This is a genomic window from Halorubrum aethiopicum, assembly GCF_001542905.1.
GTDB classification, from domain to species: Archaea; Halobacteriota; Halobacteria; order Halobacteriales; family Haloferacaceae; genus Halorubrum; species Halorubrum aethiopicum.
The window spans coordinates 1,700,877-1,725,147 of record NZ_LOAJ01000001.1 but is presented as its reverse complement, the minus strand read 5'-3'; the positions used below and the strand labels follow the sequence as shown (position 1 = coordinate 1,725,147).

The window sequence follows — 24,271 nt, the reverse complement described above, 5'->3', positions numbered from 1 at the left end:
CAGCAGTATCTTCGACTTCAACTGAAGCGGTAGCGCGGAGTCCCCTTCCTCAAGGAGCGACCGAAGGGAGCGAGTAGGGAGCGCGTTCGTATCTGTAACAAACACCCGGTTATAAATAGCCGCTCATACACATTGAAACTGTGGCAGACGACCACGTGCGTCGGACGGCAATCACTCGTCTCTCGGTAGACGATGAGCAACGCGAGTTGCTTGAGGAAACCATCTCCGAGTGGAAGCGTGGGTGCCAACTCGCCACGGACATGGCGTGGGGGAAGTGTAACGCCAAGAGCGACGTACAACCCCTCGCCTACGACGACGTGCGCGAGGAAACCGACCTCGGGAGTCAGCACGCGATCCTCGCCACCCACCACGCCGCACAAGCCATCACCGGCTGTCTCGAACGCCGCTCGAACGGCAAGCAGGTCAGTAAACCCACGTTCACCGCACCCACGGTAACGTACGACACTCGAACGATGACGCTGTTCGATGACGATACAGTGTCACTCTCCACGACGGAGAGTCGCGTCCGATGTGAACTTGCTCTCCCTGAAGCCGAGGATGGCTACCAACGGCAGTACCTCGACTCCGACCACTGGAGCGTCACGGAAAGCACGCTCACCGCTCGTGACGGCGACTACTTTTTACACATCGGCTTCCGCCGACCCAAGACCGACACTGAGCAAGACACCGCCGAGGACGGAACGGTTCTCGGGGTCGACCTCGGTAGCGAAAACCTCGCCGTCACCAGCACAGCACGATTCATCAATGGGCGCGAACTCTCACACAACCTCCGCGAGTTCGAGAAAGTCCGTGCGAAACTCCAACAGACAGGCACGCGAAGCGCCCACAGAACGCTCGAACAATCAAGTGGACGCGAACGACGATACGTTCGTGATGTGGTTCACCAAGCGTCGAACGCGATTGTGGATGAAGCACTTCGATACGAGTGCGACGTGATCGCGTTCGAGGACTTGACCGACATCCGCGACCGAACGGGTGCGTCGTGGGGGCACAAGTGGGCGTTCCGAACCCTGTACGAGCAAGTGGCGTACAAAGCCGAAGCAGTCGGCATCTCAGTGAAGCAAGTGGGGTCGGCGTACACGTCGCAACGGTGCGCCGAGTGTGGATTCACGGCAGACGAGAATCGCCGAACTCGCACGGACTTCCGGTGCGTGAAGTGCGAATCGGAAGCGAACGCGGACTACAATGCGGCGAAGAACATCGGGATGCGGTATGTCCGTCGAGGCCAACAGTCGTCTCGGCGGACGGGCGACAGTCAACTCGCCCTAAAGTCTGGAACGGTGACGCCAAGTGGCGGATTCTCCGCCCACCCGGACGGGTTTGAGGCTGAGCTCACGGACAAGCCCCTCCCTCAACGAGCGAACCCGTCAGGGTGAGCGAAGTAGGGAGGGTTAGTTGACATAGTGTAACCTCGGAGGGCGAATCAGCGCGGTCCAGAATGGAAACTTCGATTTCCGCGAGATAGCGACCGTGGGTAATATTTGATTTAGTACTCTCCATCCCGTAACGTGCTTTCTACAATTGTTTATAGGTACTAGTGTTCCCGTGGCCACGAACACGGGATCACTAGCTACAGACGTGAGACCAAACGCAAGGAGTCAGTGTGAGGGCGGGTGGGGGCGTCACCATTTTACGAGCATTTATGTCAGTCAATCCACCTCGCCTACACAGCCGTGGTTCACACGGTGGTTGAAAGTTATGACGCGGGCACGAATCGACGCTAAATCGGCGGAGATGGATAGCAAACAGCTCAGAAAGTTAGACAATAGACCACACGTCACTAATGACGGAACACAACCACATCAACACAGAAGACAACCACACGCAGAACGACCGTTCGGCTAATCAGCCCCGATTGATAGCAGACCCGGCTGAAGGTGAGTTCCTGTCGCCTGAGTCGGTACGCGAACGTAGGGCCAGCGGTGAGAGTCCAGCACCGCTCGTCCTGCTCGGTAGCGTAGGGAACTGTAGGTGCAACCTCGCCGTGCGGCGAAAGCATACCACGCAGCAGGAACAGCACAGCAGTCCCGTCTCTAACGGTATCGAGCGGGCAATCATTGGACAGCCCGAAACCAACTGAAGCAGCCAACCCACACAACCTATGAAAATAACACTATACGCGATTGTATCCGGCGAAACACGAGAAGAGGCAATCGAAAATGCGCACGGAGCATTTCTTGAGTTATGTCACACGAAGAGCGAGGCTCCTGGTGGAACGAATCCGATCTTTGACTGGTACCGCTTGTATCCTGTTCTCGCAGAAGAGGACAGCAGATATTCGATACCGGATGGTGACGGAATTTACCATACATCAGAGGACGAGACAAAGGATCTGATGGATGCCGTTCGGGATAGCATGGTAGACAAATTCCAATCTTATGAGGATGATGAGAGTGGCTACGCTCCGGCGTGCACTGTGATGAGATCTCGAGAAACCCTCATTTATGACGAACAGGCCCGGCCAGTGTTGTCACCACGCCACTACAACAATCTGATCCAGCGGGATGACCACTGGGCTGTTGCTGCGTTGTGTCGTTGGTAACAACCACACTGAGTGCGGACCTGTTACCAACGACTGATTTGTGAGACGGTCAGATGGAGAGATTCATTTCGCAGGTGAATCAGACTTTCAGCAGGTGGTCGTAGATTCGCTCAGTCGTTTGGATGCTTCCGTGGCGCAGTCGGTTCCGAACATCATAGAGCGTGTTCTCCTTTTCGTCGTTCATCATTCGATATGCCACGCTGTGTCGCAGAGCGTGTGGGGTTACGTCACTAGCATCGCCCCGACTACCATCGACATTGTAGGGTTGGACACCGGCCTCGTCAGCAACCTTGTGTAGCATATTCCGCACGCCTTGTTCGGAGATCCGGTCTGCAGAACGAGATGGGAAGAGTGCCGGTGAATCCTTCCACCGAGTATTGAGGTACGCTGAGAGGAGTCTCGTGGTATCGTTTGAGAGGGTGAGTGTTGCTGGTGGGGGCGAGTTCTCGTTCGGGTAGTCTTTCTGAATCTCCGCAGGAACATAGAGCTCTGTATTTCCGTTCCGTAGCAGATGTACGTCAACTTGAACGAGTTCTCCGACCCGCAGCCCAGTATCGTACATAAACGCGATGATGGCCTCGTTCCGTTGCTGTAGGTATTCTGCCCCAGTCCGATAGGATGCCGAGCGGAGTTTCTCGATTTGGTCTGGTGTCATCCAGACTTTCGCCCGAACTTTGGAGTTTACAGATTCGCTCATTCTAGCACTCTCTCTTTATATATGGCTATACGTCTCGACCGCCTTAACTTTGGAGTCTACAAGAAGACTCCAAAGTTCGTTCAAGCAAAGAGGGTACTGGTCAAGTGCCTGGATAGATAATCGAGGGATCACAGGTGGGATCGGCATCTGCTGGGAGCGTGGGGTAGGTGCCGGTGGTGTCGTGTGCTGTTGGTGCGAGGATGGCGGCATCGAGGACATCGTCGACACGGCCTGACTGGATGCGGTGGTGCCAGCAACTGTTTGTGCGTCGGTCGTCGACGAGGTCTATCACTGGTCGGAATGATTTGCCGCCGTGCTCGGGGAGGCAGTCTTTCCGGGCTTCGAAGACAGTATCGGTGTTTCGTGATGGAACTCCTCTCGGATGTGGTATTCACCTTACGGGGCCCGATCTTCTCCGGTTAGGTATCGATCCAGTCGAAAACGATGTTGTCGATGTCGTTATTCAGGACGGGGAACTCCGACTGGTTCCTGGGGAAGGGGAGCCTATGATTGTCGAACGCGCCGCGTTTGCCAAGCAGAAAGAACAGTGGCGGGAAGCAGAATCGAAGAATGAGTCATAAGTCTAACTTTTCCTGATACCGGATTCCAACCGCAGACAGGGGTGGTAGATTGCAAACCGTAATATCCCAACGCTCGGGAATCCTCGCGTTTCAGCGTGGGGAGGACGGGGGTGTTTGGGGTACTTCTTCTGGCCAGATCGTCTCGCCGAAAACAACGTCGGTGACGGTTCCGACCGATGCTGGATAGTATGCATTTATATAACTCCCATTTGACATCGGTTCTGGGATCAGTAACTCGAAGCGATCATCGGAGCAGTATTGGAGTGCTGGAGTCGGTGGATCACGCAGCTGGCCTTGCGCATGCAAGCGGTACGGTGGTCGATCAGTAATATCGGACGTCACGTCAACAGGATCACCATCATCAATTTCCCAGATCGTCGCGTAGTTCAGTGACAAATACGTTCCACCGGGCGACGACTCGGAGTCGTCTGCTGTAGCAGACTGCGGGTGTGGCTCCTGTGGGTCCGGCTCCTCGAACAGTTTGCTTGCAACTGTGCCGACGAGTACCGTTGCTGTCGTCTTATGAACCGCACGAACCGCGATTCGATCTCCTTCTTGAATCGCTGCAAGATCGCTGAGCTCAACTGTATTCGCCTGGTCAGTCGACGCTGTGTTTGGTGAATCTGTCATAATCAACTTCGCGTGGTTGGGTGACTGACTTATACGCTTGCAAAGTTGCTACGCCGAATTACGACTATCGGGGGACAAACCGATTGATTGCGCCATCATTCTAAGGTGGCTGTGGTGTGTCAAATGACTGGCCGCGGAGGTGAGATCAGACACAGGTGGGAGGACTGCTCAAGCGTAATGATCACTGCGTCGTTGATGCGTGGTTCAGTTAGTGATCCCCCATCAGGATCCTGGTAGTACTGGGCCAGTATGGTATAGGCGTGCTGTGAGTCTGGTTGCCCGACTGTGAATCTGCCATCGGCCCTTTCCAGCTCTCGTACTCGATCCGTTCTAACACCCCTGAAAGCCCCGCTTCGCTGGGTCGTTACTCATCCCAGAAGGCTTTGATCCGGTTGTCGAGCCGAGTGAGAACAGCTGCGAGTACGTCCCGCCAGTCGTCAGGATAGTTGGCATCCTCTCCGGGAGTCGGCGCATCTGGAGGTGGGTGGAAGTGCTTGCGGGTGTTATGGTCATTCGGGTGCCGGTCCCATCGGCACTCCCACTCGTTGCCGGTCTGGTATTGCTCCGAATAGTGGATGCTGAAGTCGTCGGTCTCGAACCAGCGGATCCGTAGATATGCACGGGTGACGCCGCCTGGAAAGTATCCGAGATCGTAGTCAGCGACGACTGCGTTTGGTGCGTATTCCAGTCGTGTCTGGATGTCACCGAATCGATCACTACGGGCGAGGTGTGCAGCAATCCGGTTGAGGATTTCCGTATCGATGGGACCGCGACTGGGTGGGTCCGACGTGTCCTCAGGCATCGACTGGACCGGGCTTGCTACCGGTGACTGGATTGTTTCGGCGTGCTGCGTCAAGGAGTGCTGCTCGCTGTTTGAGTGTCTCCCACTCGGAGAGCGCTTCCCAGGCCGCTTCTGTGGACAGATCCTGATCCCGTGTGGTTTCGACGAGCGAGACTTCGTCCGGATGTTCGGCATCGAACCGTGTCCTGTAGTCTTCGATCTGTTCGAGCACGTCGCCGAGTGCGTCGACGATCTCCTGTTCGGAGTATTCCTCGCGGAGCCGGTCGATACGTCGCCACTGGAAGTACGCATCGTTGCGCTCGTAGCGAACTGGACGGCCGTCGTGGCGGTGAACCATCCCCATCTCGTCGAACCACTCTAGATAATCTCGTGCTGTTTCGGTGTCGCAATCGGCACGCTTGGCGATTGTCGAGACCTTCGTCGGCGTACGAAGCGCGACGACAACATCGAGGAGTCGTTTTCGGATCGGTCCGCCTTTGAGCAGCGACTCAGCCGATTCTAACTCGTCGAGATCAGGTGCTGACTCTTGAGTACCATATGCGTCATCGGGAATGTCTGTGATCTCCATACGCGGGGTCTCCGTACTGTAACCTACTGCTTCTTGCGATATATATCTATGGTTCGCTGATTTATTTCTGCTTTAGCTATTCTGGATGGGCAAATCAGATAGTGAACGGCGTGTCCGGTGTTGTTCGGAGACCGATGCGGCAATAATGCGGTGAGCCGTTGTAAGTGTCGCTGTGTCAGTTCCGTGGGAAATCACTGGCCGATCGGTATGCTATGTCCAGAGTGATGCGGTGCGTCAGCCAGTTCCCGCGATTCAGGGACGGGACGAACCTTAGGTTCCTCAGGTTCACGAGGAACACCACGAACACAAACTCCCTGATGTACACGTACCGGGTTAGTGAAATAAGGTATCTCAATCCCGCAAGGTACGTCACGTACCTCTACCGCTATAGTGCCCTGTGATCCGCCAGCCGCACCTGCCATTATTTCAACGCAACTTAACCGCACTTCACGACCCGGCGCTCCAAAGGCAACGGGAGATGCCGCCAGACATCTCCCTAAGCGCCGGCTACCTCGCCGCGCTACATACTCACCGTGCACCCCACCACAGGAACACTGTCTCTCCTCGCTCAGCCCCCCGCGACGCGCAGCACCGCGAGCATCGCGGGGGCTGGGGGACAGCGGTCCCTGTGACCACACGTTGTCTCCACACTGCTGAGGGCAGCGTGGACTGTATTCCACAGGCAACCAACAGCGCGGTCACATCTACCGCGCGTCTGTGCTTGCACAGAAGCCAGCAACCGCTGCACACACTACACAGGGAACCTGAGATAGACCACTATAGTCCCGAGAAATACTTCGACTCATGGGGGGTGTCGAACATATTTCGAAATCGTGATACAAAATACAAAAGCCGAGAACCAATATGGCGCTTGAATAGTTCACGCCAACCGGCGGCAAAATCATATATCACCTAGATTGAATATCTCACACCCATCTATTACTACACACACCTACGGAAAATCACGGGGGTAATAGAACTGTTCGAGAGGACAATAACAGATTTTAATAACTCCTTGTTGTTTCTAAAGTTCTTAGAAACACTAAGCTCTCTCTCGGCACTTTTAACATTAATCTGATAGAATTGGTGAATTCACAATAAATTCAATAAGGGAATCAGAAAATCGCCGGATGGAAGCAGGGTGAAATCCTGAGAGATCGGGAGATGTTCGGCAGTTGTGGAGACATAATTTGATCTATGCTATAGGCTCGTTATAAATTCAGTATTAATTCATAGAAACCACGTGCAAGCAAGCACCCACTATTTTCACAGAAAAATAGTATGTATTACCCAAGATTCGTAGACGTATCTACGATCTGCTCAAATATCTCAATTCGCACCGCTCAACCCGCAGTAATAGTCAGCAAAACGACCTAACAACATACAGATGGAAACTGAAAATTGCCTCGTTGTAAATAGCATATCGAACACTGAAATACACAAGATGGCAAAAATCCGCCCTCATTATAAATAGGATATGGAGAGTGAAAAATCACGATACAGTCTGGTTCATTGTAAATCGAATAAGAATTGTGTGTGACTGGTTATCCTAACAGTAAGATAAGATCAGTATAGAATCTTAGATAAAATGAAGTACAATCTAAATCGTAGTCATAACGCCAAACCCAACCTGTGAAAGAAATATGATAACTCCCGGCATTCCGAAGTTTCTCAGCAGTCCCTTCTTCCCCAATTTGCCCCCTCTACAGGTCGTCTCAAACACTCCACTCACTCGCATTCTATCAAGAAATCAGCTACAATAACACACGTAGACAAAGCACTCCGGTATGAGTGCGATGTGATCGCGTTCGAGGATCTATCCCACATCCGCGACCGCACGGGAGCGTCGTGGGGGCATACGTGGGCGTTCCGAACGCTGTACGAACAAGTGGAATACAAAGCCGAAACTGCCGGTATCGCGGTGAAGCAAGTCAGGTCGGCGTACACGTCGAAGCGGTGCGCCGAGTGTGGGTTCACAGCAGACGAGAATCGCGCGACTCGCACCGACTTCCGGTGCGTGCAATGTGAGGCGGAAGCGAACGCGGACTACAACGCGGTGAAGAATATTGGGGTGCGGTATGTCCGTCGGGACCAACAGTCGTCTCGGCGGGCGGGCGACAGTCGACTATCGTTGTGTCGTGGCGTACGATGAAGAAATAGTTGCGCTTGATTCCCAAACCGGCGAGCGGATCTGGTCGGCGAGAAACGGGTTCGAACAGCTCGTCGCGGACGAGGCCACTGGGATGGTACTGGTTGCTTCCGACGGGGGTATCGAGGCGTTTCGGGCAGCGGACGGGGAAGAGGCGCTGGGAAACTGATACGGTACGTCAACTCGTCCATGCGCCTGCAGTATACGACGGGCGCGTGTTCGCCGTCAGGGACGTGGATGGATCGCCGTCACTCGCCGCCTTCTCGGTAGCGGATGGCTCGGATCGCTGGCAGAGCGAACTCACGGCCATACCGGAGTCCGCCGCGCCAGTTGCGACTCAGAATGGAGTGGTCGTCTCCGACGACCGAACGCTCGTCGTTCACGACAGAGAAACCGGTGACCAGCGCCGTGAACTCGGCTCGTTCGGTGAGGACGACGCTGTCGTTCCTCACACGGTCGCCGTTGACGGTGGGATTGTATTCGTTACCACTCGTACGGCGCTGTCGCAGTCAACAGTGAAACCGGAGCGGTACGATGGCACCGCGAGACTCCGGTATACAAACTAGGGATTTGTGTCGGAACCGAAGAGGACCACAACTCCAATATCAATGCCCGACGGACCTTCCAGTGAGTTTCTTCAGTCGTTATGATTTTCTACGTAGGCCACCGTCTGTAACCGGCTCTGCTTCCGTAATTATCCGGTTCATCTCCTCTTTCACGATCTCTTCTGATTGAACCTCATTGGAGTCAGACCAATCGGAAACGCGATTTCGCACAGTCTTTCGATCATCCTCAGTTACTGCTTCCATTGCCCGGTCGCTCGGCCCTATCACCTCATCGTATTCGTCAGTGAACTTTGCTCGGGCAATCCGATTGTTGAGGATTGGCTGATCCACTTCTCTCGGGTTCATCCCAGTCTCATCACAGAACTCCTGTACACGTTTTGCAGCATCACTGACCCACTCGTCATCCGGTTTTCCTTCTAACGGGTCGGTCTTACCAGTGTAGCGCAGCATCAACTTCCCGTTGTGTTCACCATATTCAAAGCCAGCATTCTCGCCAGCCAATTCCATCAGTTCATAGCAATAATCGTTGCTGGGATGTTGATCGAATACCTCGTCGCGGACCTGATTATAATCAACACCGGCACCCATCGCTGAGCTCTTGGAACGAGCCTTTACAGCTTGCTTGAGGTACTCCACACGCTCTTCCTTGTCCGTCAAAGACCAGTTGAAATCAGAGCCGACCGTATGCTGTTGAACCATCTTCTCTGCCTCTTCCGGTGTAGCATACACTCCATCACTTGTTTCTACAGACACGAGCCCCAGACGCTCAATCACCCGGTCTGCGAAGTCGTTTCGGACGTCATCGGAATGTACAGCTAAAGCGTCACCAACAGCACATCTGATCGTCTCGATGTTGTAATGATTGCGTTCACCAGCCTCGGAGTGTAACTGCTCAATAACTGTACTGACGCGATCTTCGGACACCATATCTACGCTCTCCCGCAGTTGCTCGTAGTAACGGCGGACGCGTGCAACTTGACCCCCGTCCCGGTATTCGTCTAGCGCTGTCGCCACGTATTCTCCAATCACTTCCCGAACTTTCCCCTCTTGATCGTAGACGTATCGTTCAAGTGAGTTCTGAACGTCTTCGGCGATGCGGTAAGTGAGTTTGTCTGTTTCGACACCGGGCCTTGAAGTAGTGTTCTCCTTCAACGAAGAATGGTCACTCAGGAGTCCCGCCTCATCCAGGTCAGCACGCAAGTCCGCTTCAAGCGCGTCCAGGTCGTCGCGGAAGCGCTCAGGTCGATACGTCGGTGGGAGATACTCGATGATGGCCTGTTCCGCGTGTCGGCCTTTGTCACCGCCGTTCACGTGCCCCTCACGTTCGCACCAGTCATCGAATTTCGCCACGGACTCCGCCGGGACCTGTCGGCTCAACTGTGGCCGACGACTCATTCGTTCCACCCCCTCGTTCGACCGGCGGGAACACGATGTGAACCAGGCTGGTTCTTTTCTGCTTCTTCTCGAACGCAGATCGTAGTAAGTAATCGATCTGGTTCTTTGCAGAAAGAAGAAGAAGAGTGTTCTCTAGGCACTCGCGTCTGGCCACTAAGGGTGAGGAAAGTGCTATCTGGCGAGTAGCAGCCCTGAGACGTGTGAACCGTTATTGGGGGAGAGTCTGTTACAGGCTTGTCGGAGCTTTCTTCGTCGAAATCGGACCAGAGTGTGCCGGGTGTGGTTCTTAACCGAGCATTGTTTTCTTTGGTTGTTTGGTCCGTATCCTGTTTACCACGTAGAGTTGCCCAGAAATCGTGTATTCCGTCTAACAGGTATCTGTAAGCAAAGCTAAGAAAGTTTAATATATGTAATGGGGCCGGAGGGATTTGAACCCCCGATCGACTGATATCTCCGGTACGCCTCGGAACTCCAGAGGGTCGTCAACACGGACGATGATCAGTCGCCCGCTCGGTATATCAGTCTGGAGCGTCGTCCCGGGCGTGGCCTCTGGAGTCAGTCGCCATGCCTGGCTTGGCCACAGCCCCGCTGTCTGCGATCGAACGTTGCCGAAACGCGGATAAAGGGGTTTCGATCCCGCGCGATCCGCGGACGCGACGGCCGCCGGACTACTCCCGGTCGTCGTCGGACCAGTCGCACTCCTGGCACTTGTACCCCGTCACGAACTCGGTGACGCTCGGCATGTACCCGACGGTGATGACATCGCCGCCGCAGTCTGGACACTCGCGGTCGGCGTCGGCGATGTCCTCGGCCTCGAGGACCGACTCGCCCTCCACCAGTTCCGCGAGCGTTTCCGGCGTCACCATCCGCCCCTGCACGACGCGATTTGACATACCCGACGTACGCGACGGAGCTACCTAAAACCCGTCAAGCCGGTCGGCGGGGCTCGGGAGAGACGCCCAGCCGAACGCGAACGGCCCGCGCTACAGCCACGGCGCGCGGGAGTCGTCCTCGGTGAACGGGTTCGCGGGCTCCTCGCCGTCCCCGTCGTCGCCCGCCACCGCAACGTCGTCGTCGACGAGACCGCCGGGATCGCCCGGCGTCTCCGCCGGTCGGTCGCTCGAGTCCGGCACCGTCGAGTCGACGTCCTCGTCCGAGTCGTCCGGATCGTCCGCGTCGTCGTCGCGGTCCGAGCCACCTTCCGCGGCCTCGTCGTCCGAGGACTCGTCGTCGGAGTCGCCGACGGCCGCCCCGACGCCCTCGGCGTTCGGGTCGTAGGCGAACAGCGCGGTGACGCCGAGGACCGCAAGCGCGATGGGGACCTCCGTCTGCATCAGGCCGAACGGCCGCAACAGGATGGGGAGCGCGAGCACGCCGAGCGCGACCGCCGATCCGAACCGGAACCGGTCGATGTCGACGCGGCCGCGCAGATGGGGGGACATCAGCGCGACCGCGAGCGCGAAGCCGACGCCGATGGCGGCGGCCGCCGTGCCGTTCACGACGTACTCCGTCGACGTCTCGACGGCGAACCCGCTCGGATCGAAGCTCGCGACGAGACCCAGCCCGATGATGACGGCGGGGCTCGGGAGGTACTCGCCGAACTCGGCGCTCGCGGTCTTCGCGGCGATGGACAGGATCACGAGGCCGGCGAACCGCTCGAAGATGGCGAGCTCCAGGAATCCGCGGAGAGTCGGCGCGAACGCGGCCTCGATCGCGGCGACCGGGACGATGACCGCGCCGATGAGCAGTACCGAGGTGGCCATCTCCCTGCGGCTGCCGTCCATCTCCGCGAGGATCACGGCGATCGTCGCGGAGCCGCCGAAGATGAGGATGCCCGTCTCGACGACGCCCGCTGCCGATCCCATCACGCCGGCGACCACGAGCGCCGGGAAGATCCCGTCGACGAGCGGAAGCGCCATCACGGTCGCGAGCAGCTTCGTCGCGCCGCCTACCTGTCGCTCCAGGCGGAGCGCGACGGGGTGACGTGAGACGCTCATTCAGGGACGATGCCCGTGACCGTGGGGCACGCGGCGGGAAGCGGACGACCTCCGATGACCGAGACGGTCATCGGAGTCGGATCCGACGTGGGTCCGACGAGTCCGTGTAAAGACGGAGCGCGTATTGCCGGCTGTAAAGGGGGCGCCGAGTTCGATCGTCGGCTGGCCGGCGATACGCACGTTCACGGGACTGTCGGAGTCCATACCCGTATTACGTGTTGCGTTTGGGTTAAACGTTGTGTGAGGAGTGGTCGCACGACACTGTCGTTTCCAAATATTTACTTATGTATCGGGGTAACGGATTTCAAAAAGAAGTCCCAACTGCTCGAACGATCCTCGGTAAACGAATACCATGAGATACGATCCGGATCCCGTCTATCGCCGGGACGATCGCGACGACGCTCCTCGGAGGGACGAGAAACGGATCGACCGGAACTGGTGAGCGGACCGACCGGAACCGATGGGCGGATCACCCGGGGCCGGCGGGCGGATCAATCCACGATCCTGATCAACCGAGCGCGCTCGAATGAGAGTTCCCACCACATCCGTGCTGACTCGCAACGTTTTTGATTCCGCTCTCACGACGGTTTACATGGCGACAGATTCCGACCGATTCTCGGCGAAACTCGACGTGCCGGAAGCGCTGACGTTCGACGACGTGCTTCTCCGTCCGATGGAGAGCCGCGTCGAACCCGACGACGCCGACCTCTCCTCTCGCGTCTCGCGGAACGTCGAGCTCAACGTTCCCGTCCTCTCGGCGGCGATGGACACGGTCACCGAGAGCGACCTCGCGATCGCGATGGCCCGCGAGGGCGGGCTCGGCGTCCTCCACCGCAACATGACCGTCGAGGAGACGGCCGCGGAGGTCGAACGCGTCAAACGCGCCCACGAGCTCGTCATCCGTCGCGAGAACGTCGTCACGGTCTCGCCGGACGACACGGTGCGGGAGGCGGACACGCTGATGGAGCGCGAGGGCGTCTCCGGTGCCCCGGTCGTCGACGACGACGACGTCGTCCTCGGCATCATCTCCGGGACGGACATCCGCCCGTACCTCGAGGTCGGCGAGGAGGACGCGGTCCGGGAGGCGATGACCGACGAGGTCATCACCGCCCCGGAGTCGGTCGACGCCCGCGAGGCGCTCGAGCTGATGTACGACCACAAGATCGAGCGCGTCCCCGTCGTCGACGACGGAAACCACCTGGTCGGGCTCGTCACGATGCAGGGCGTCCTCCAGCGACGCGAGCACGAGCAGGCCGCCCGCGACGAGGACGGCCGGCTGCTCGTCGGCGTGGCCGTGGGGCCGTTCGAGGAGGAGCGCGCCGTCGCCGCCGACGAGGCCGACGCCGACGTGCTCTTCATCGACTGCGCGCACGCGCACAACCTCAACGTGCTCGAGTCCGCGGAGGCGATAAAAGGGACCGTCGAGGCCGACGTCGTCGTCGGCAACGTCGGCACGCGGGAGGCCGCCGAGGCGGCCGTCGACTTCGCCGACGGGCTCAAGGTCGGGATCGGGCCGGGCTCGATCTGTACCACGCGCGTCGTCAGCGGCGCGGGGATGCCGCAGATCACCGCCGTCTCGGAGGTCGCTGACGTCGCCGCCGAGCGCGACGTGCCGGTCATCGCCGACGGCGGGATCCGCTACTCCGGCGACGCGATCAAGGCGATCGCCGCCGGCGCGGACGCGGTCATGCTCGGCTCGTACTTCGCCGGCACCGAGGAGGCTCCCGGACGCGTCATCACGATGCAGGGGAAGAAGTACAAACAGTACCGCGGGATGGGTTCGGTCGGCGCGATGAAGTCCGGCGGCGGCGACCGCTACCTCAAGGACGACGACGGCGACGAGGAGTTCGTCCCCGAGGGCGTCGAGGCCGCGACCCCGTACAAGGGCACGCTCGCCTCGGAGCTCCACCAGCTCACCGGCGGCATGCGCTCGGGGATGGGATACGTCGGGGCCGAGACGATCCCGGAGGTCCACGAGACGGCCCGGTTCGTCCGCGTCTCCAGCGCGGGCCAGACGGAGGGTCACCCTCACGACGTGATGATCACGGACGAGGCACCGAACTACAGCCCGCAGGAGTGACCGCGATCCGGCCGGGCGCTCCGTCGCCCTCCGTGAGACGGTCCCCCACGCGTTGGACTTAATGCCCGCGTGACTGTGTACCGTGACATGGACACATCCGAGCTGTGCCGGGTGTTGCGCGACGCCGGCCTCTCGAAATACCAGTCGCAGGCGTACACCGCGCTCCTCCGGCTCGGGACGGCGAGCGCGACCGAACTCGCGGACGAAAGCGGCGTCCCCGCCGCGCGGATCTACGACGTCCTCCGGGACCTCGAGGAGAAGGGCTACGTCGAGACGTACGACGGCGACACGCTGAGAGCGCGCGCGTCGGAGCCGGACACCGCCCTCTCGGACCTGCGACGACGCTCCGAGGAGCTCTCCGAGGCAGCGGACGAGATCGAGACGCGCTGGGAGGCCCCCTCCCTCGAGCATCACCGCGTCGACATCGTCACTCGGTTCGACACGGTGTTCGAACACGCGCGCGAGGCGATAGCCGAGGCCCAAACGGAGGTACAGGTGGCGGTGACGCCGGAGGGGTTCGACGGGCTTCGGGAGTCGCTCGCGACCGCCCACGACAACGGCGCGATCGTGAAGGCGTCGATCCACACCGCGGACGGGAACGGGGATATCCCGACGGAGTACGAGGGCGTCGCCACGGAGGTCCGTCACCGAACGCTCCCGACGCCGTTCGTGGCCATCGTGGACCGGACGACCACGTGTTTCGCCCCGCACCGACGCTCCGTCAACGAGTACGGCGTGCTCGTCCGCGACTTCTCGCTGACGTACGTCTTCCGCTGGTACTTCGACACCAGCCTCTGGGAGGTGTGGGACGTCGTCTACGACGGGCGACCGGAGGACCCCCCGCTCGCGTACGCCAACCTCCGCCGGTTCGTCCGCGACATCGAGCCGCTCTTCGCGGAGGGGGCCGACGTCCACGTCACCGTCGAGGGGTCGGAGATCGGGTCGGGCGACCCCGTCACCGTCTCGGGAACGGTCACCGACGTGGTGTACGCCGGCGAGCCGCGGAGCGACGGCGAGATCCCGATCGGCCAGCTCGCCGGACAGGTGACCGTCGAGGTCTCGGCGGCGGACCGACGCTGGACCGTCGGCGGCTGGGGCGCGGTCGTCGAGGACGTCGAGGCGAGACGCATCACCGTGACGGGGTACGACGGGCCGGAGGAGGCGATCCCGGGAGGCGTCGACGTGTGACCGGGAGGACGACCCCGGAGGCTCCCGCCCGGGCCGCGGCTCCCGGCGCTCGCGGCGCTCTCGTCTCTCGGTCGGCATCGAAGAGGTATTTTAATATAGTCCGCGGCGAGACGAAACGTGTGAGCGAACTCGTCGTCGCTCGGGTGACCCATGAGTGAACAACCGCCGCTCGTCCTCGTCGTGGAGGACGAACCCGACCTGGCAGACTTGTACGCCGCCTGGCTCGGCGACGAGTACCGGGTCCGGACGGCGTACGGCGGCCACGAGGCACTCGAAACCATCGACGACCTCGACGACGACGTCGACGCGATCCTCCTCGACCGGCGGATGCCCGGGCTCTCCGGCGACGAGGTCCTCGCCGCCGTCAGAGAGCGGGGGATCGACTGTCGGGTCGCGATGGTGACCGCCGTCGAGCCGGACTTCGACATTCTCGAGATGGGGTTCGACGACTACCTCGTCAAGCCGGTCGCGAGCGACACCCTCAGAGAGACCGTCGAGGGGCTCCTCCGGCGCGGGGAGTACGACGCCGGCGTCCAGGACCTGTTCGCGTTGACCTCGAAGAAGGCGATGCTCGAGGCCGAAAAAAGCGCCAGCGAGCTCGCCGACAACGAGGAGTACCAGGAGCTGACGGCGCGGATCGAGACGCTCCGCGAGGAGGTCGACCGCTCGCTCGAGGCGGTCACGGAGAAGGACGACTTCGAGGGCCTGTTCAGGGAGTTCGACGCCGAGGAGTGAGCCGCGTCGGACGGGGTCGATTCGGCGGACGGCGGACACCTTTTAAATACGGTCGCGGCGAACTCACGCCCGGATGCGCGTCCGTTCCCTGCCGCTTCCCGAGCGGCTCGTCGACCACTTCGCGGATCGGGGGATCCGCGAGCTGTACCCGCCGCAGATCGCCGCCGTCGAGGCCGGCGTCTGTGACGGGGCGAACGTCGTCGCGGCGGTCCCGACCGCGTCCGGGAAGACCTTCGTCGCGCAGGCGGCGCTTCTGACCGCCGACGGGCCGGGGCTGTACGTCTGTCCGCTCCGCGCGCTCGCCCGGGAGAAGTACGAGGCGTTCGCGGCGCTGCCCGGCGTCGACGTGGCCATCTCGACGGGCGACTTCGAATCGAGCGGCGAGGAGCTGGCGGGCCACGACGTGGTGGTCGCCACGAGCGAGAAGGTCGACTCCGCGATCCGCAACGGCGCGGAGTGGGTCGACGACCTCGCGTGCGTCGCCGTCGACGAGGTCCACCTGCTCGGCGCGGAGCGGCGCGGCCCGACGCTCGAGGTGACGCTGGCGACGCTTCGCCGGCGGAGCCCGTCGATCCAGATCGTCGCGCTCTCCGCGACCGTCGACAACCCCGAGGAGATCGCCGACTGGCTCGACGCGACGCTCGTGGAGTCGGAGTGGCGACCCGTCGACCTCCGCACGGGCGTCTGCGTCGGCGGCGAGGTGGCGTTCGACGACGGCACGACGCGCCGCGTCCCGGTCGGCGACCCGGACGACGAACCCGACACCGATCCCGCCACCGACGACCCCGACGCGACGGATCAGACGGCCGCGCTCGTCGTCGACGCGGTCGAATCCGGCGGCCAGTGTCTGGCGTTCGTCCGCTCGCGGGCGGAGGCCGCGGCGCTCGCCGAGCGGCTCGCCGAGGAAGGGCTCGCCGAGCGGCTGGGGATCGGGTCGGCCGCGGCCGCGGTCGGCGACGAGGTGGCAGACATCGACGGGACGGTGACGGGCCGGGAGCTGGCGGACCGCCTCCGGAGGGGCGTCGCGTTCCACCACGCGGGGCTTCGCGCCGACCACCGCGCCGCGGTCGAGACGGCCTTCCGCGACCGGGAACTCGCGTGTATCTGTGCCACCCCGACGCTCGCGGCCGGCGTGAACGTCCCCGCGCGGCGCGTCGTGGTCCGCGACCAGAAGCGATACACGGGCTCCTCGATGGAGTGGCTGCCGACGCTCGAGGTCCACCAGATGTGCGGGCGGGCCGGCCGGCCGGGGCTCGACCCGCACGGCGAGGCGGTGCTCGTCGGCGAGGAGTCGACCCGCGAGGAGCTGGTGGAGCGGTACGTCGAGGGGGAGCCGGAGGCGGTCGAGTCCAAGCTCGCCGAGCCGGCCTCGCTCCGGACGCACGTGCTCTCGGCGGTCGCGACTGGCTTCGCGGAGACGGAGGCGGAGATCCTCGACGTCCTCGACGGCACGTTCTACGCCCGCGAGGCGGGCGCGGGCGGCCTCGCCGACGCGGTCGCCGTCGCGGTCGACGACCTCGTCGAGGCGGGGATGGTCCGGCGACGGGGAGACGCGGAACGCTACCGGATCGCCGCGACGCCGGTCGGCGAGACCACCTCGAGACAGTACGTCCGGCCGGAGACCGGCGCGCGGATCGTGGACGGGCTCCGGACCGCGGCCGGGATGGCGGGGGCGACGACGCTCACCGTCTTCGAGGTGGTGTGTGACACGCCGGACATGCAGGACACGTACCTCGGGAACCGCGAGCGCGCCGAGATGTACCGGTTCGCCCGGCGGAACGCGGCGAAGCTGACGACCGGAATGGGCGAGCCCGACGACTTCGAGGGATGGTTGGAGTCCGTGAAGACCGCGCGGATCTTGGACGAGTGGATCGGCGGCGCGACCGTCGAGGAGCTGGTCGAGGCGTACCGGCTCGGTCCGGGAGATCTCGACTCGCGCGTCGAGCGCGCGGAGTGGCTGTTGAGCGCGGCGGAGGCGCTCGCGGACACGATCGGCGTCTCGGTGCCGGCGGTGACGCGGGCGCGAAGCCGGATCTGATCGGGAACGCGGAGATCAGATGGAAGCGGAGACGAAAGCCGAAAATGGCTCAGTCGGCCGGCTCGACCGCTCTGTGGTACGGTGTGTCCGCGATGGTCTCTCTGAGTTCCGCGAGCGAGTCGCGGCCGGCGTCGCCGGCGACGGCCATCACCGCGAACACCTCCTCCCTGGATATCTTCACGCCGCGTTCGGTCAGCGCGTCCTCGGGCCGGGAACGGAGCTCCCTGAGCGTGCCGACCGCGAGCAGGTACGGCACCGTCCACGCCTCCATCGTGTTCCCGTGCGAGAGCGGCATCGTCTCGAGGTACGCCTGCGCGTCGTCGAGGAACGACCGGGCGTAGTCGGCGGTGCGGTCGACGACGCGGGCGGACGACTCGCGGTTCTCGGGGTCTATCACCGCCTCCTGGTCGACGCCCTCGTCCTCCAGCCACTGCGCGGGCAGGTAGACGTTGTTCTCCTCCGTGAAGTCGTCGTAGACGTCCTTCGAGACGTTGACTAACTGTAAGAGGAGGCCGAACTCCTCTGCGGTCTCGCGGAGCCGCCGCGCGCGCGCCTCGCCGACCTCGCCGCGCGTGAGGAGGTTCGTGATGAGGTTGCCGACGGTGCCGGCGGCGTAGTAACAGTACTGTTCGAGCTCGTCGCGGTCGTCGATCCGGAGCCCGCCCTCCTCGGCGTGGCGGTCGACGAACATCGCCATCCCGTCGACCATCTCGAGGACGGGCGGGACGATCGCCTCGCGCGCCTCGGGCTCTAAGTCCTCGAACGTCGCGACGATCGTCGGCGACTCGGCGACGACCGCCCAGTCCTCGTCGCGCTCCTCGGGGGCGGGGAGCCACTCGTCGACCGCCGCGCGGAAGTCGCCGATCTCGGCGTCGCCGTCGGGGTCGATCGCCTCCCGGTAGGTCTCGAGGACCGCAGTCTGTTCCGCCGGCGGGATGTGGCCGGCGTCCTCGACGGTGTCGGCGACGCGACAGAGGAGGTAGCCGAGACAGATCTGTGAGGCCATCGGCTCCTCCAACACGTCCACGGTCAACGCGAAGGTACGGGACACGCCTTGAACCGCCTCGTGACACCACTCGAGGTCGGGATCGGCCGTGCCGTGTTCTCGTCCGCTCATTCAGTTACCCGTTCTTACGGCACGACCCATAAAAAAGCCTCGCGGGACGGAGCGGACGGTCACGCTCGCCGATCCGGAGTCCGCGTCTCAGCGCTCCGAGTCGCCGTCGGCCCCGGACGGTTCGTCCGGGTCCCGGTCCGCGTCGTCATCACCGCTGTCGTCTCCCTTACCGTCACCGCCACCGTCGTCAACACCGTCACCGTCGTCGGCACCGTCACCGCTCCCGGCGTCCTCGACCGCGTCCGTCGCACCCTCCTCGCCGTCGGGTCGGTACGCGACGTCGGCGTCCGAGGGGAAACGGTCGACCGCGTACTCCCCGGTGTCGACGCGCTCGGCGGGCTCCGAGTAGTCGCGGGTCGACGCCGAGAAGTCGGGTCGGACGACCCCCTCGTCGGGGGCTTCCGGACTCGTATCGGCCGCTTCCGCGTCCGCCTCGCTCTCGCCCGTCGTGTCCGCCTCGTCCGCCGTGTCCGCGACGCCAGCCCCACCCGCCGTGTCCGCCTCGTCCGCGTCGCCAGCCTCGCCGTCCCCTTCGATCCACTCGAAGGACCCCTCCCCGCTTCGACGGTCGCGAAGGGCCTCCTGGAGCCGGTCGCCGAGCGCCGACTGGAGGTCCATCGCCTCCTCGACGTCGAAGTCGACCGCCGCGGCGTCGCTCCCGGTGAGGGAACTCGTGCCGGCGGTGTCGGCGACGACCGTCGCCACGTTCCACCGGCGCTGGAAGACGGACCGGCTGTCGATCACGTTCTGGATCCGGTAGTACGGAACGACCCGCACGCTGCGGCTCCAGAACCCGTTCCGGGTCACGAGGTGGTCCTCGCCGAGCCAGTAGCCCCGGTGTTTCCACTTCAGGTGTGCGGCCGGCGGCACCGCGAGAAGCAGCGCCGCGGGCGCGTACCACGGGACGTCGGCGGCGACGTACCAGTCGACGGCGAACGCGACGCCGACGAGGACGGCGAGAAGCAGGGCGTACCGGAACGCGTACCGCCAGCGGATCCGTCTCGGCGGACGGCGGAACGACGGCTCGCCGAACGGTTCGATCTCGCGGGCCAGCTCGTAGACGCGGTCGGCGGTCGCGATGGGGACCGCCGCCTCGCTCCCGTACTCGCCGCCCTGCCCCGGCGCGTACCCCGCGGTCTCGATCGAGAGCGTCGCGTACCCGAGCGCGCGCTTCGCGGGGTTGTCGGAGACCGTCAGCGTCTGGACCTTCTCGGTCGGGATGGAGCCGCTGTACCGGCGGAACAGCCCGCGCTCGTACCGGAGCTCGTCGCCGGCGCGCGAGAGCCGGAACCCGTAGTAGTTCGAGAAGGACACCGCCGCGCCGATCGCCCACGAGACGAGGAACAGCGCGGCGGCGGCGGCGACCGCGACCGCGCCGAGCGCCAGCGTCGACACGTCGGGCAGGTAGCCCGACACCACCGGGACCGACCCTGACCCCGCGAACGCGAGGAGCCCGATGAGCCGGCCGTCGAACGAGAGCGCGCCGACGAGCGCGAGCTCGCGCGGCGAGATGGCGAACAGCTCCTCCTCGACGGGGCCCGGCGAGTCGGCGTCGCCGCCGTCCGCCGCGTCGTCGGCGGACTTCCGTCGCTGGACCTCCCGCTGGAGCCGCGTGGCCTCCTCGGGGGTCACGAAGCGGATCGACCCCTCGGTGCTCGACCCGCCCGCGGTCTCGAGGTCGACGGCGGCGACCCCGATCGCGCGCTGGATCACGCTCCGGCTCACGTCGACGTTCTGGATCCGTCGGTAGGGGATCTCCCGTTCGCGTCTCGAGATCACGCCGGATCGGATGTCGAGGGTGTCCTCGGTGAGCTCGTACTCGAACCGCCGGTAGTAGGCGACCTCGTACGCGCCGGCGACGAGCAGCACGGCGAGTCCGGCCCCGGCGGCAGCCGGGAACCCCCACCCGGTGTCGTTCACGACGAAGAAGAGGACGACGACGACCCCCGCGACCTTCTGGAGCGCGCGGTACGGGATCGACTGGGGTGCGAGTTTCACACCGCGTCCTCCCCGTCCGCGCGGATCGCCAACCGTTTCAGCTCCTCGCGGAGGTCGCTCGCTCCCTCGGGCGTCAGGCCGGGGATGCGGACGTCCGCCCCGCGGGAGCCGGCGGTGTACACCACACAGGAGGCCAGCCCGACGCCCCGTTCGACCGGGCCGCGCCGCGAGTCGACGTGCTGGATGCGCACGAGCGGGACCGTCGTTCTGACCTGCGTGATCACGCCGCGGTCGAGGTAGAGGGCGTCCTCGCGGATCTCGTAGCTCCACCGTCGGTACCGGAGGAGCGCGTGGACGACGCCGAGCGCGAGGAGGGCCGCGCCGGCGACGACCGGTGCCCACCGGGGCACGTACCCGAGGTAGTGCGCGCCGGCGACGGGGACGGCGAGTATCGCGGCCGCGAGAACGGCGCGGAGGACCCAGACGACCCGGACGCGGGGATGGAGTCGCTGGGTCGTCATCGGCCGTCCTCCGTCGCGTGTCGAGGGCTCATGGGCCACCGTTGTCGACGGGCGCTTATAAGATCCGGCGGAACGAGAGCGGTCGCCGCAGGGCCGAGTGACCGACCGCGAGGCCGCCGTCCGTCCCGGCGATCCCCTTCCATGCGTGTTATTTACACGCTTCCGCAATATTTGCGAAAGGAATATAATCGATCATGGAGGACCCTCGGACGATGGCCGACGACCCGTTCGAGAACATGCTCGCACAGATGGACCGCGCCGAGGCGTACGCGGACGTCGATCACGGCGTCTTCGAGCGGCTCAAACACCCCGAGCGGACGCTGAAGGTCACGCTTCCCGTCGAGTTGGAGTCGGGCGAGGTGGAGGTCTTCGAGGGGTTCCGGTGCCAGTTCGACGGCGCGCGCGGACCGTTCAAGGGCGGCGTCCGCTACCACCCGACGGTCTCCCAGCGCGAGGTCGAGGCGCTCGCGGGGTGGATGACCTGGAAGGCGGCGCTCGTCGACCTCCCGTACGGCGGCGCGAAGGGCGGCGTCATCTGTGAACCGAAAGACCTCACCGAGCGCGACCTCGAACGGCTCACCCGGCGCTACACCGAGGGCATCCGCCGCATGATCGGCCCCGACGTCGACGTGCCAGCGCCCGACATGAACACGAACCCCCAGACGATGGCGTGGATGATGGACACCTACTCCATGTACGAGGGGTACACGGTCCCCAAGGTCGTCACCGGCAAACCCCTCGAGATCGGCGGCACGCCGGGGCGCGTCGAGGCGACGGGCCGGGGCGTCTCGCTCATCACCCAGAAGCTCTTCGAGTACTTGGAGCGGGACCTCACCGACGCGAGCATCGCGATCCAGGGCTTCGGGAACGTGGGGTCGAACGCGGCCCGCCTGCTCGACGACGCGGGCGCGCGGATCGTCGCGACCTCCGACGTGACCGGAGCCGCCTACGACCCCGACGGCCTCGACGTGGCCGCGCTGGGGGCACACGTCGAGGCGGGCGGCATGATCGCGGAGTACACCGAGGGGGAGGTCCGCGGAACGGGGGCCGGCGGCTCCTCGGAGGACGACGCCGACCTCGTCTCGAACGAGGAGCTGCTGGCGCTCGACGTCGACGTCCTCATCCCCGCGGCCGTCGAGGGCGTGATCACCGCCGACAACGTCGACGACCTCCGCGCGAGCGCGGTCGTCGAGGCGGCGAACGGCCCGACCACGGTGGCCGCCGACGAGGTGCTCACCGAGCGCGACGTCCCCGTGGTCCCGGACATCCTCGCGAACGCCGGCGGGATCATCGTCTCGTACCTCGAGTGGGTCCAGAACTCCCAGGAGTTCTCCTGGCCGCTCGAGACGGTCAACGTCGAGCTAGAGCGCCGCATCGGCTCCGCCTTCGACGAGACGATCGAGCGCTACGACGAGGGCGCGGTCCCGGACCTCCGGACCGCCGCCTACACCCTCGCGCTCGAGCGCACCGCGAGCGCCCACGAGTACCGCGGGCTGTTCCCGTAGGCGGCCACCGGTATCCGTTCCCGTACTCGCCGTCCCTGCCCTTCCCATACTCGCCCGTCGCCGTTTCCGCTCCCGCCGTCCTCACTCGCTCCCGCCGTCGCCCGCCCCGTCCGCTCCCGCGTCGTCCGCGTCCTTCCACTCGCCGACGCCGGAGGGATCGAGGTGGACGTGGACGTCGCCGACGTCCTCCAGCCCGCGGAGCCGCGTGACGAGCTCGGTCTCGATGTCGTGGGCTCGCCGGAGCGTCATCTCGCCGTCGACCTCGACGTGGACCTCGACCTCGAGGTCGGTCCCGTCGTAGAACACGCGCAGGTCGTGGACGCCGACGACCTCGGGGTGTTCGCGGAGCGACTCGGTGATCCGGTCGCGATCGCCCGGCGGCGGCGCGGCCCCGACGAGGTACGTGACGTTCTCGCGACCGATCTCGACGCCCTGGTACACGACGAGCAGGCTCACGACCCCGCCCGCGATCGGGTCGAGGATCGGGAGGTCGAAGAAGACGCCGAAGACGCCGATCACCGCCGCGACCGTGGTGTAGATGTCGTTGAGGCAGTCGACCGCGAGCGCCGAGAGCGCGGTCGACCCCAGCTCCGCGTTCACTCGCATCGTGTACCAGTAGAGGACGTACATGTCGACGAGTGCGAACGCCAGCGCGACGAGCAACAGCCGGCTGAAGCGCACGTCGGTGCCGAACCGGATCCCCTCGATCGAGCTCCACAGCAGATTGAGTCCGAGGAGGGCGACCACCGCGCCGACGAAGAGCGCGGTCAGGGGCTCGATCCGCTGGTGGCCGTGCGGGTGCTCCGCGTCGGCGTCGTCGTAGCGGGCCCCGCCCCAGACGAACACCACGCCGCTGGCGACGAGGTCGGCGACGGAGTGGGCCGCGTCGGCCAGAAGCGCCACGCTCCCGAACGCGAGCCCCGCGGCCCCCTCGGCGACGATCTTCGCGGCGTTGCCGAGAACGTTCACCCCGGCCGCCCGCCTGAACCGTCGCTTCTCCTCCCGTCGCGGGCGAGCCGTCATGCCCGAACGTCGCTCGCCGTCGGTGTTAAGTGGTGCGTCCCGGCGCGACCCCGTCCGGCCCGCCCGAACCCGACCGAATCCGACCGATCTCGACTGACCCCCGACCGATCTCGATCCCGAACCCGGGAGCGGGCCGCTATCAGACGCGATAGCCGGCGGGCGGCGTTTAACCGTTCCG

Annotated in this window: 19 protein-coding genes, 1 tRNA gene and 1 pseudogene; 9 read left to right on the top strand and 12 right to left on the bottom strand. The window is 63.4% G+C overall.

What is annotated here, in order from left to right:
- Positions 1-140: 140 nt before the first annotated feature.
- Positions 141-1,397: an RNA-guided endonuclease InsQ/TnpB family protein gene (locus AXA68_RS08220; RefSeq protein WP_066415202.1), complete on the top strand. Its 1,257-nt coding sequence runs from the start codon at positions 141-143 to the stop codon at positions 1,395-1,397.
- Between the two features lie 1,245 nt (positions 1,398-2,642).
- Here the strand turns inward: AXA68_RS08220 and AXA68_RS08215 are convergent.
- The 4 genes from AXA68_RS08215 to AXA68_RS15970 form a co-directional block, all read right to left on the bottom strand.
- Positions 2,643-3,260 (bottom strand): tyrosine-type recombinase/integrase, encoded by a 618-nt coding sequence (locus tag AXA68_RS08215; RefSeq protein WP_066415201.1) that lies wholly within the window; start codon positions 3,258-3,260, stop codon positions 2,643-2,645.
- Between the two features lie 671 nt (positions 3,261-3,931).
- Entirely contained in the window at positions 3,932-4,471 is a 540-nt protein-coding gene (locus AXA68_RS16680; protein WP_157884795.1) for a hypothetical protein, read from the bottom strand.
- A 364-nt stretch (positions 4,472-4,835) separates the two neighbouring features.
- Entirely contained in the window at positions 4,836-5,273 is a 438-nt protein-coding gene (locus AXA68_RS15975) for a hypothetical protein (protein WP_080505185.1), read from the bottom strand.
- A complete protein-coding gene (locus tag AXA68_RS15970) occupies positions 5,266-5,841 on the bottom strand; it encodes a DUF7342 family protein (protein ID WP_080505184.1) in 576 nt (191 codons plus the stop codon). The genes AXA68_RS15975 and AXA68_RS15970 overlap by 8 nt, the downstream gene beginning before the upstream one ends.
- Before the next feature lie 1,768 nt (positions 5,842-7,609).
- Here AXA68_RS15970 and AXA68_RS15965 point away from each other — a divergent pair.
- The 3 genes and pseudogenes from AXA68_RS15965 to AXA68_RS17075 form a co-directional block, all read left to right on the top strand.
- Positions 7,610-7,993: pseudogene (locus AXA68_RS15965) on the top strand (zinc ribbon domain-containing protein); the annotation flags it as partial.
- Entirely contained in the window at positions 7,920-8,159 is a 240-nt protein-coding gene (locus AXA68_RS17080; RefSeq protein WP_066415194.1) for a hypothetical protein, read from the top strand. The pseudogene AXA68_RS15965 and the gene AXA68_RS17080, both read left to right, overlap by 74 nt.
- Complete coding sequence (locus tag AXA68_RS17075; RefSeq protein WP_198530035.1) at positions 8,095-8,556, top strand: outer membrane protein assembly factor BamB family protein; 462 nt, start codon at positions 8,095-8,097, stop codon at positions 8,554-8,556. Before AXA68_RS17080 ends, AXA68_RS17075 begins: the two co-directional genes overlap by 65 nt.
- Before the next feature lie 78 nt (positions 8,557-8,634).
- Here AXA68_RS17075 and AXA68_RS16675 read toward each other — a convergent pair whose 3' ends face one another.
- The 4 genes from AXA68_RS16675 to AXA68_RS08180 all read right to left on the bottom strand — a co-directional run bounded on the left by AXA68_RS16675 (position 8,635) and on the right by AXA68_RS08180 (position 11,948).
- Positions 8,635-9,906 (bottom strand): hypothetical protein, encoded by a 1,272-nt coding sequence (locus AXA68_RS16675; RefSeq protein ID WP_157884794.1) that lies wholly within the window; start codon positions 9,904-9,906, stop codon positions 8,635-8,637.
- Positions 9,907-10,364: 458 nt separating this feature from the next.
- Positions 10,365-10,538 (bottom strand) — tRNA-Trp (locus tag AXA68_RS08190).
- An 81-nt stretch (positions 10,539-10,619) separates the two neighbouring features.
- A complete protein-coding gene (locus AXA68_RS08185; protein WP_066415188.1) occupies positions 10,620-10,844 on the bottom strand; it encodes a DUF5795 family protein in 225 nt (74 codons plus the stop codon).
- Positions 10,845-10,934: 90 nt separating this feature from the next.
- Positions 10,935-11,948 (bottom strand): DUF5794 domain-containing protein, encoded by a 1,014-nt coding sequence (locus AXA68_RS08180; protein WP_066415185.1) that lies wholly within the window; start codon positions 11,946-11,948, stop codon positions 10,935-10,937.
- Between the two features lie 592 nt (positions 11,949-12,540).
- Here AXA68_RS08180 and guaB point away from each other — a divergent pair.
- The 4 genes from guaB to AXA68_RS08160 all read left to right on the top strand — a co-directional run bounded on the left by guaB (position 12,541) and on the right by AXA68_RS08160 (position 17,989).
- The gene (guaB, locus tag AXA68_RS08175; protein WP_066415182.1) at positions 12,541-14,028 is read left to right on the top strand and encodes an IMP dehydrogenase; all 1,488 of its coding nucleotides are present in this window, start codon (positions 12,541-12,543) and stop codon (positions 14,026-14,028) included.
- An 87-nt stretch (positions 14,029-14,115) separates the two neighbouring features.
- Complete coding sequence (locus AXA68_RS08170) at positions 14,116-15,216, top strand: TrmB family transcriptional regulator (RefSeq protein WP_066415179.1); 1,101 nt, start codon at positions 14,116-14,118, stop codon at positions 15,214-15,216.
- A gap of 150 nt (positions 15,217-15,366) precedes the next feature.
- Entirely contained in the window at positions 15,367-15,951 is a 585-nt protein-coding gene (locus AXA68_RS08165; protein WP_066415178.1) for a HalX domain-containing protein, read from the top strand.
- A gap of 73 nt (positions 15,952-16,024) precedes the next feature.
- Positions 16,025-17,989 carry a DEAD/DEAH box helicase gene (locus AXA68_RS08160; RefSeq protein ID WP_066415177.1) on the top strand — a complete coding sequence of 655 codons (1,965 nt, stop codon included), beginning with the start codon at positions 16,025-16,027 and terminating at the stop codon, positions 17,987-17,989.
- 49 nt (positions 17,990-18,038) lie between these two features.
- Here the strand turns inward: AXA68_RS08160 and AXA68_RS08155 are convergent, their stop codons facing one another.
- The 3 genes from AXA68_RS08155 to AXA68_RS08145 form a co-directional block, all read right to left on the bottom strand.
- Positions 18,039-19,106, bottom strand: coding sequence for a phytoene/squalene synthase family protein (locus AXA68_RS08155; protein WP_066415176.1), 1,068 nt, complete (start codon positions 19,104-19,106; stop codon positions 18,039-18,041).
- 87 nt (positions 19,107-19,193) lie between these two features.
- Positions 19,194-21,104 carry a PH domain-containing protein gene (locus AXA68_RS08150; protein ID WP_066415175.1) on the bottom strand — a complete coding sequence of 637 codons (1,911 nt, stop codon included), beginning with the start codon at positions 21,102-21,104 and terminating at the stop codon, positions 19,194-19,196.
- Positions 21,101-21,565, bottom strand: a complete 465-nt coding sequence (locus AXA68_RS08145; protein ID WP_066415173.1) for a PH domain-containing protein — start codon at positions 21,563-21,565, stop codon at positions 21,101-21,103. Before AXA68_RS08145 ends, AXA68_RS08150 begins: the two co-directional genes overlap by 4 nt.
- Before the next feature lie 212 nt (positions 21,566-21,777).
- Between AXA68_RS08145 and AXA68_RS08140 the strand changes: the two genes are divergently transcribed.
- Positions 21,778-23,070, top strand: coding sequence for a Glu/Leu/Phe/Val family dehydrogenase (locus AXA68_RS08140; RefSeq protein WP_066418454.1), 1,293 nt, complete (start codon positions 21,778-21,780; stop codon positions 23,068-23,070).
- Between the two features lie 81 nt (positions 23,071-23,151).
- On the opposite strand, the gene AXA68_RS08135 is transcribed toward AXA68_RS08140, so the two are convergent.
- Positions 23,152-24,093: a cation diffusion facilitator family transporter gene (locus AXA68_RS08135; RefSeq protein ID WP_066415170.1), complete on the bottom strand. Its 942-nt coding sequence runs from the start codon at positions 24,091-24,093 to the stop codon at positions 23,152-23,154.
- Positions 24,094-24,271: the final 178 nt, after the last annotated feature.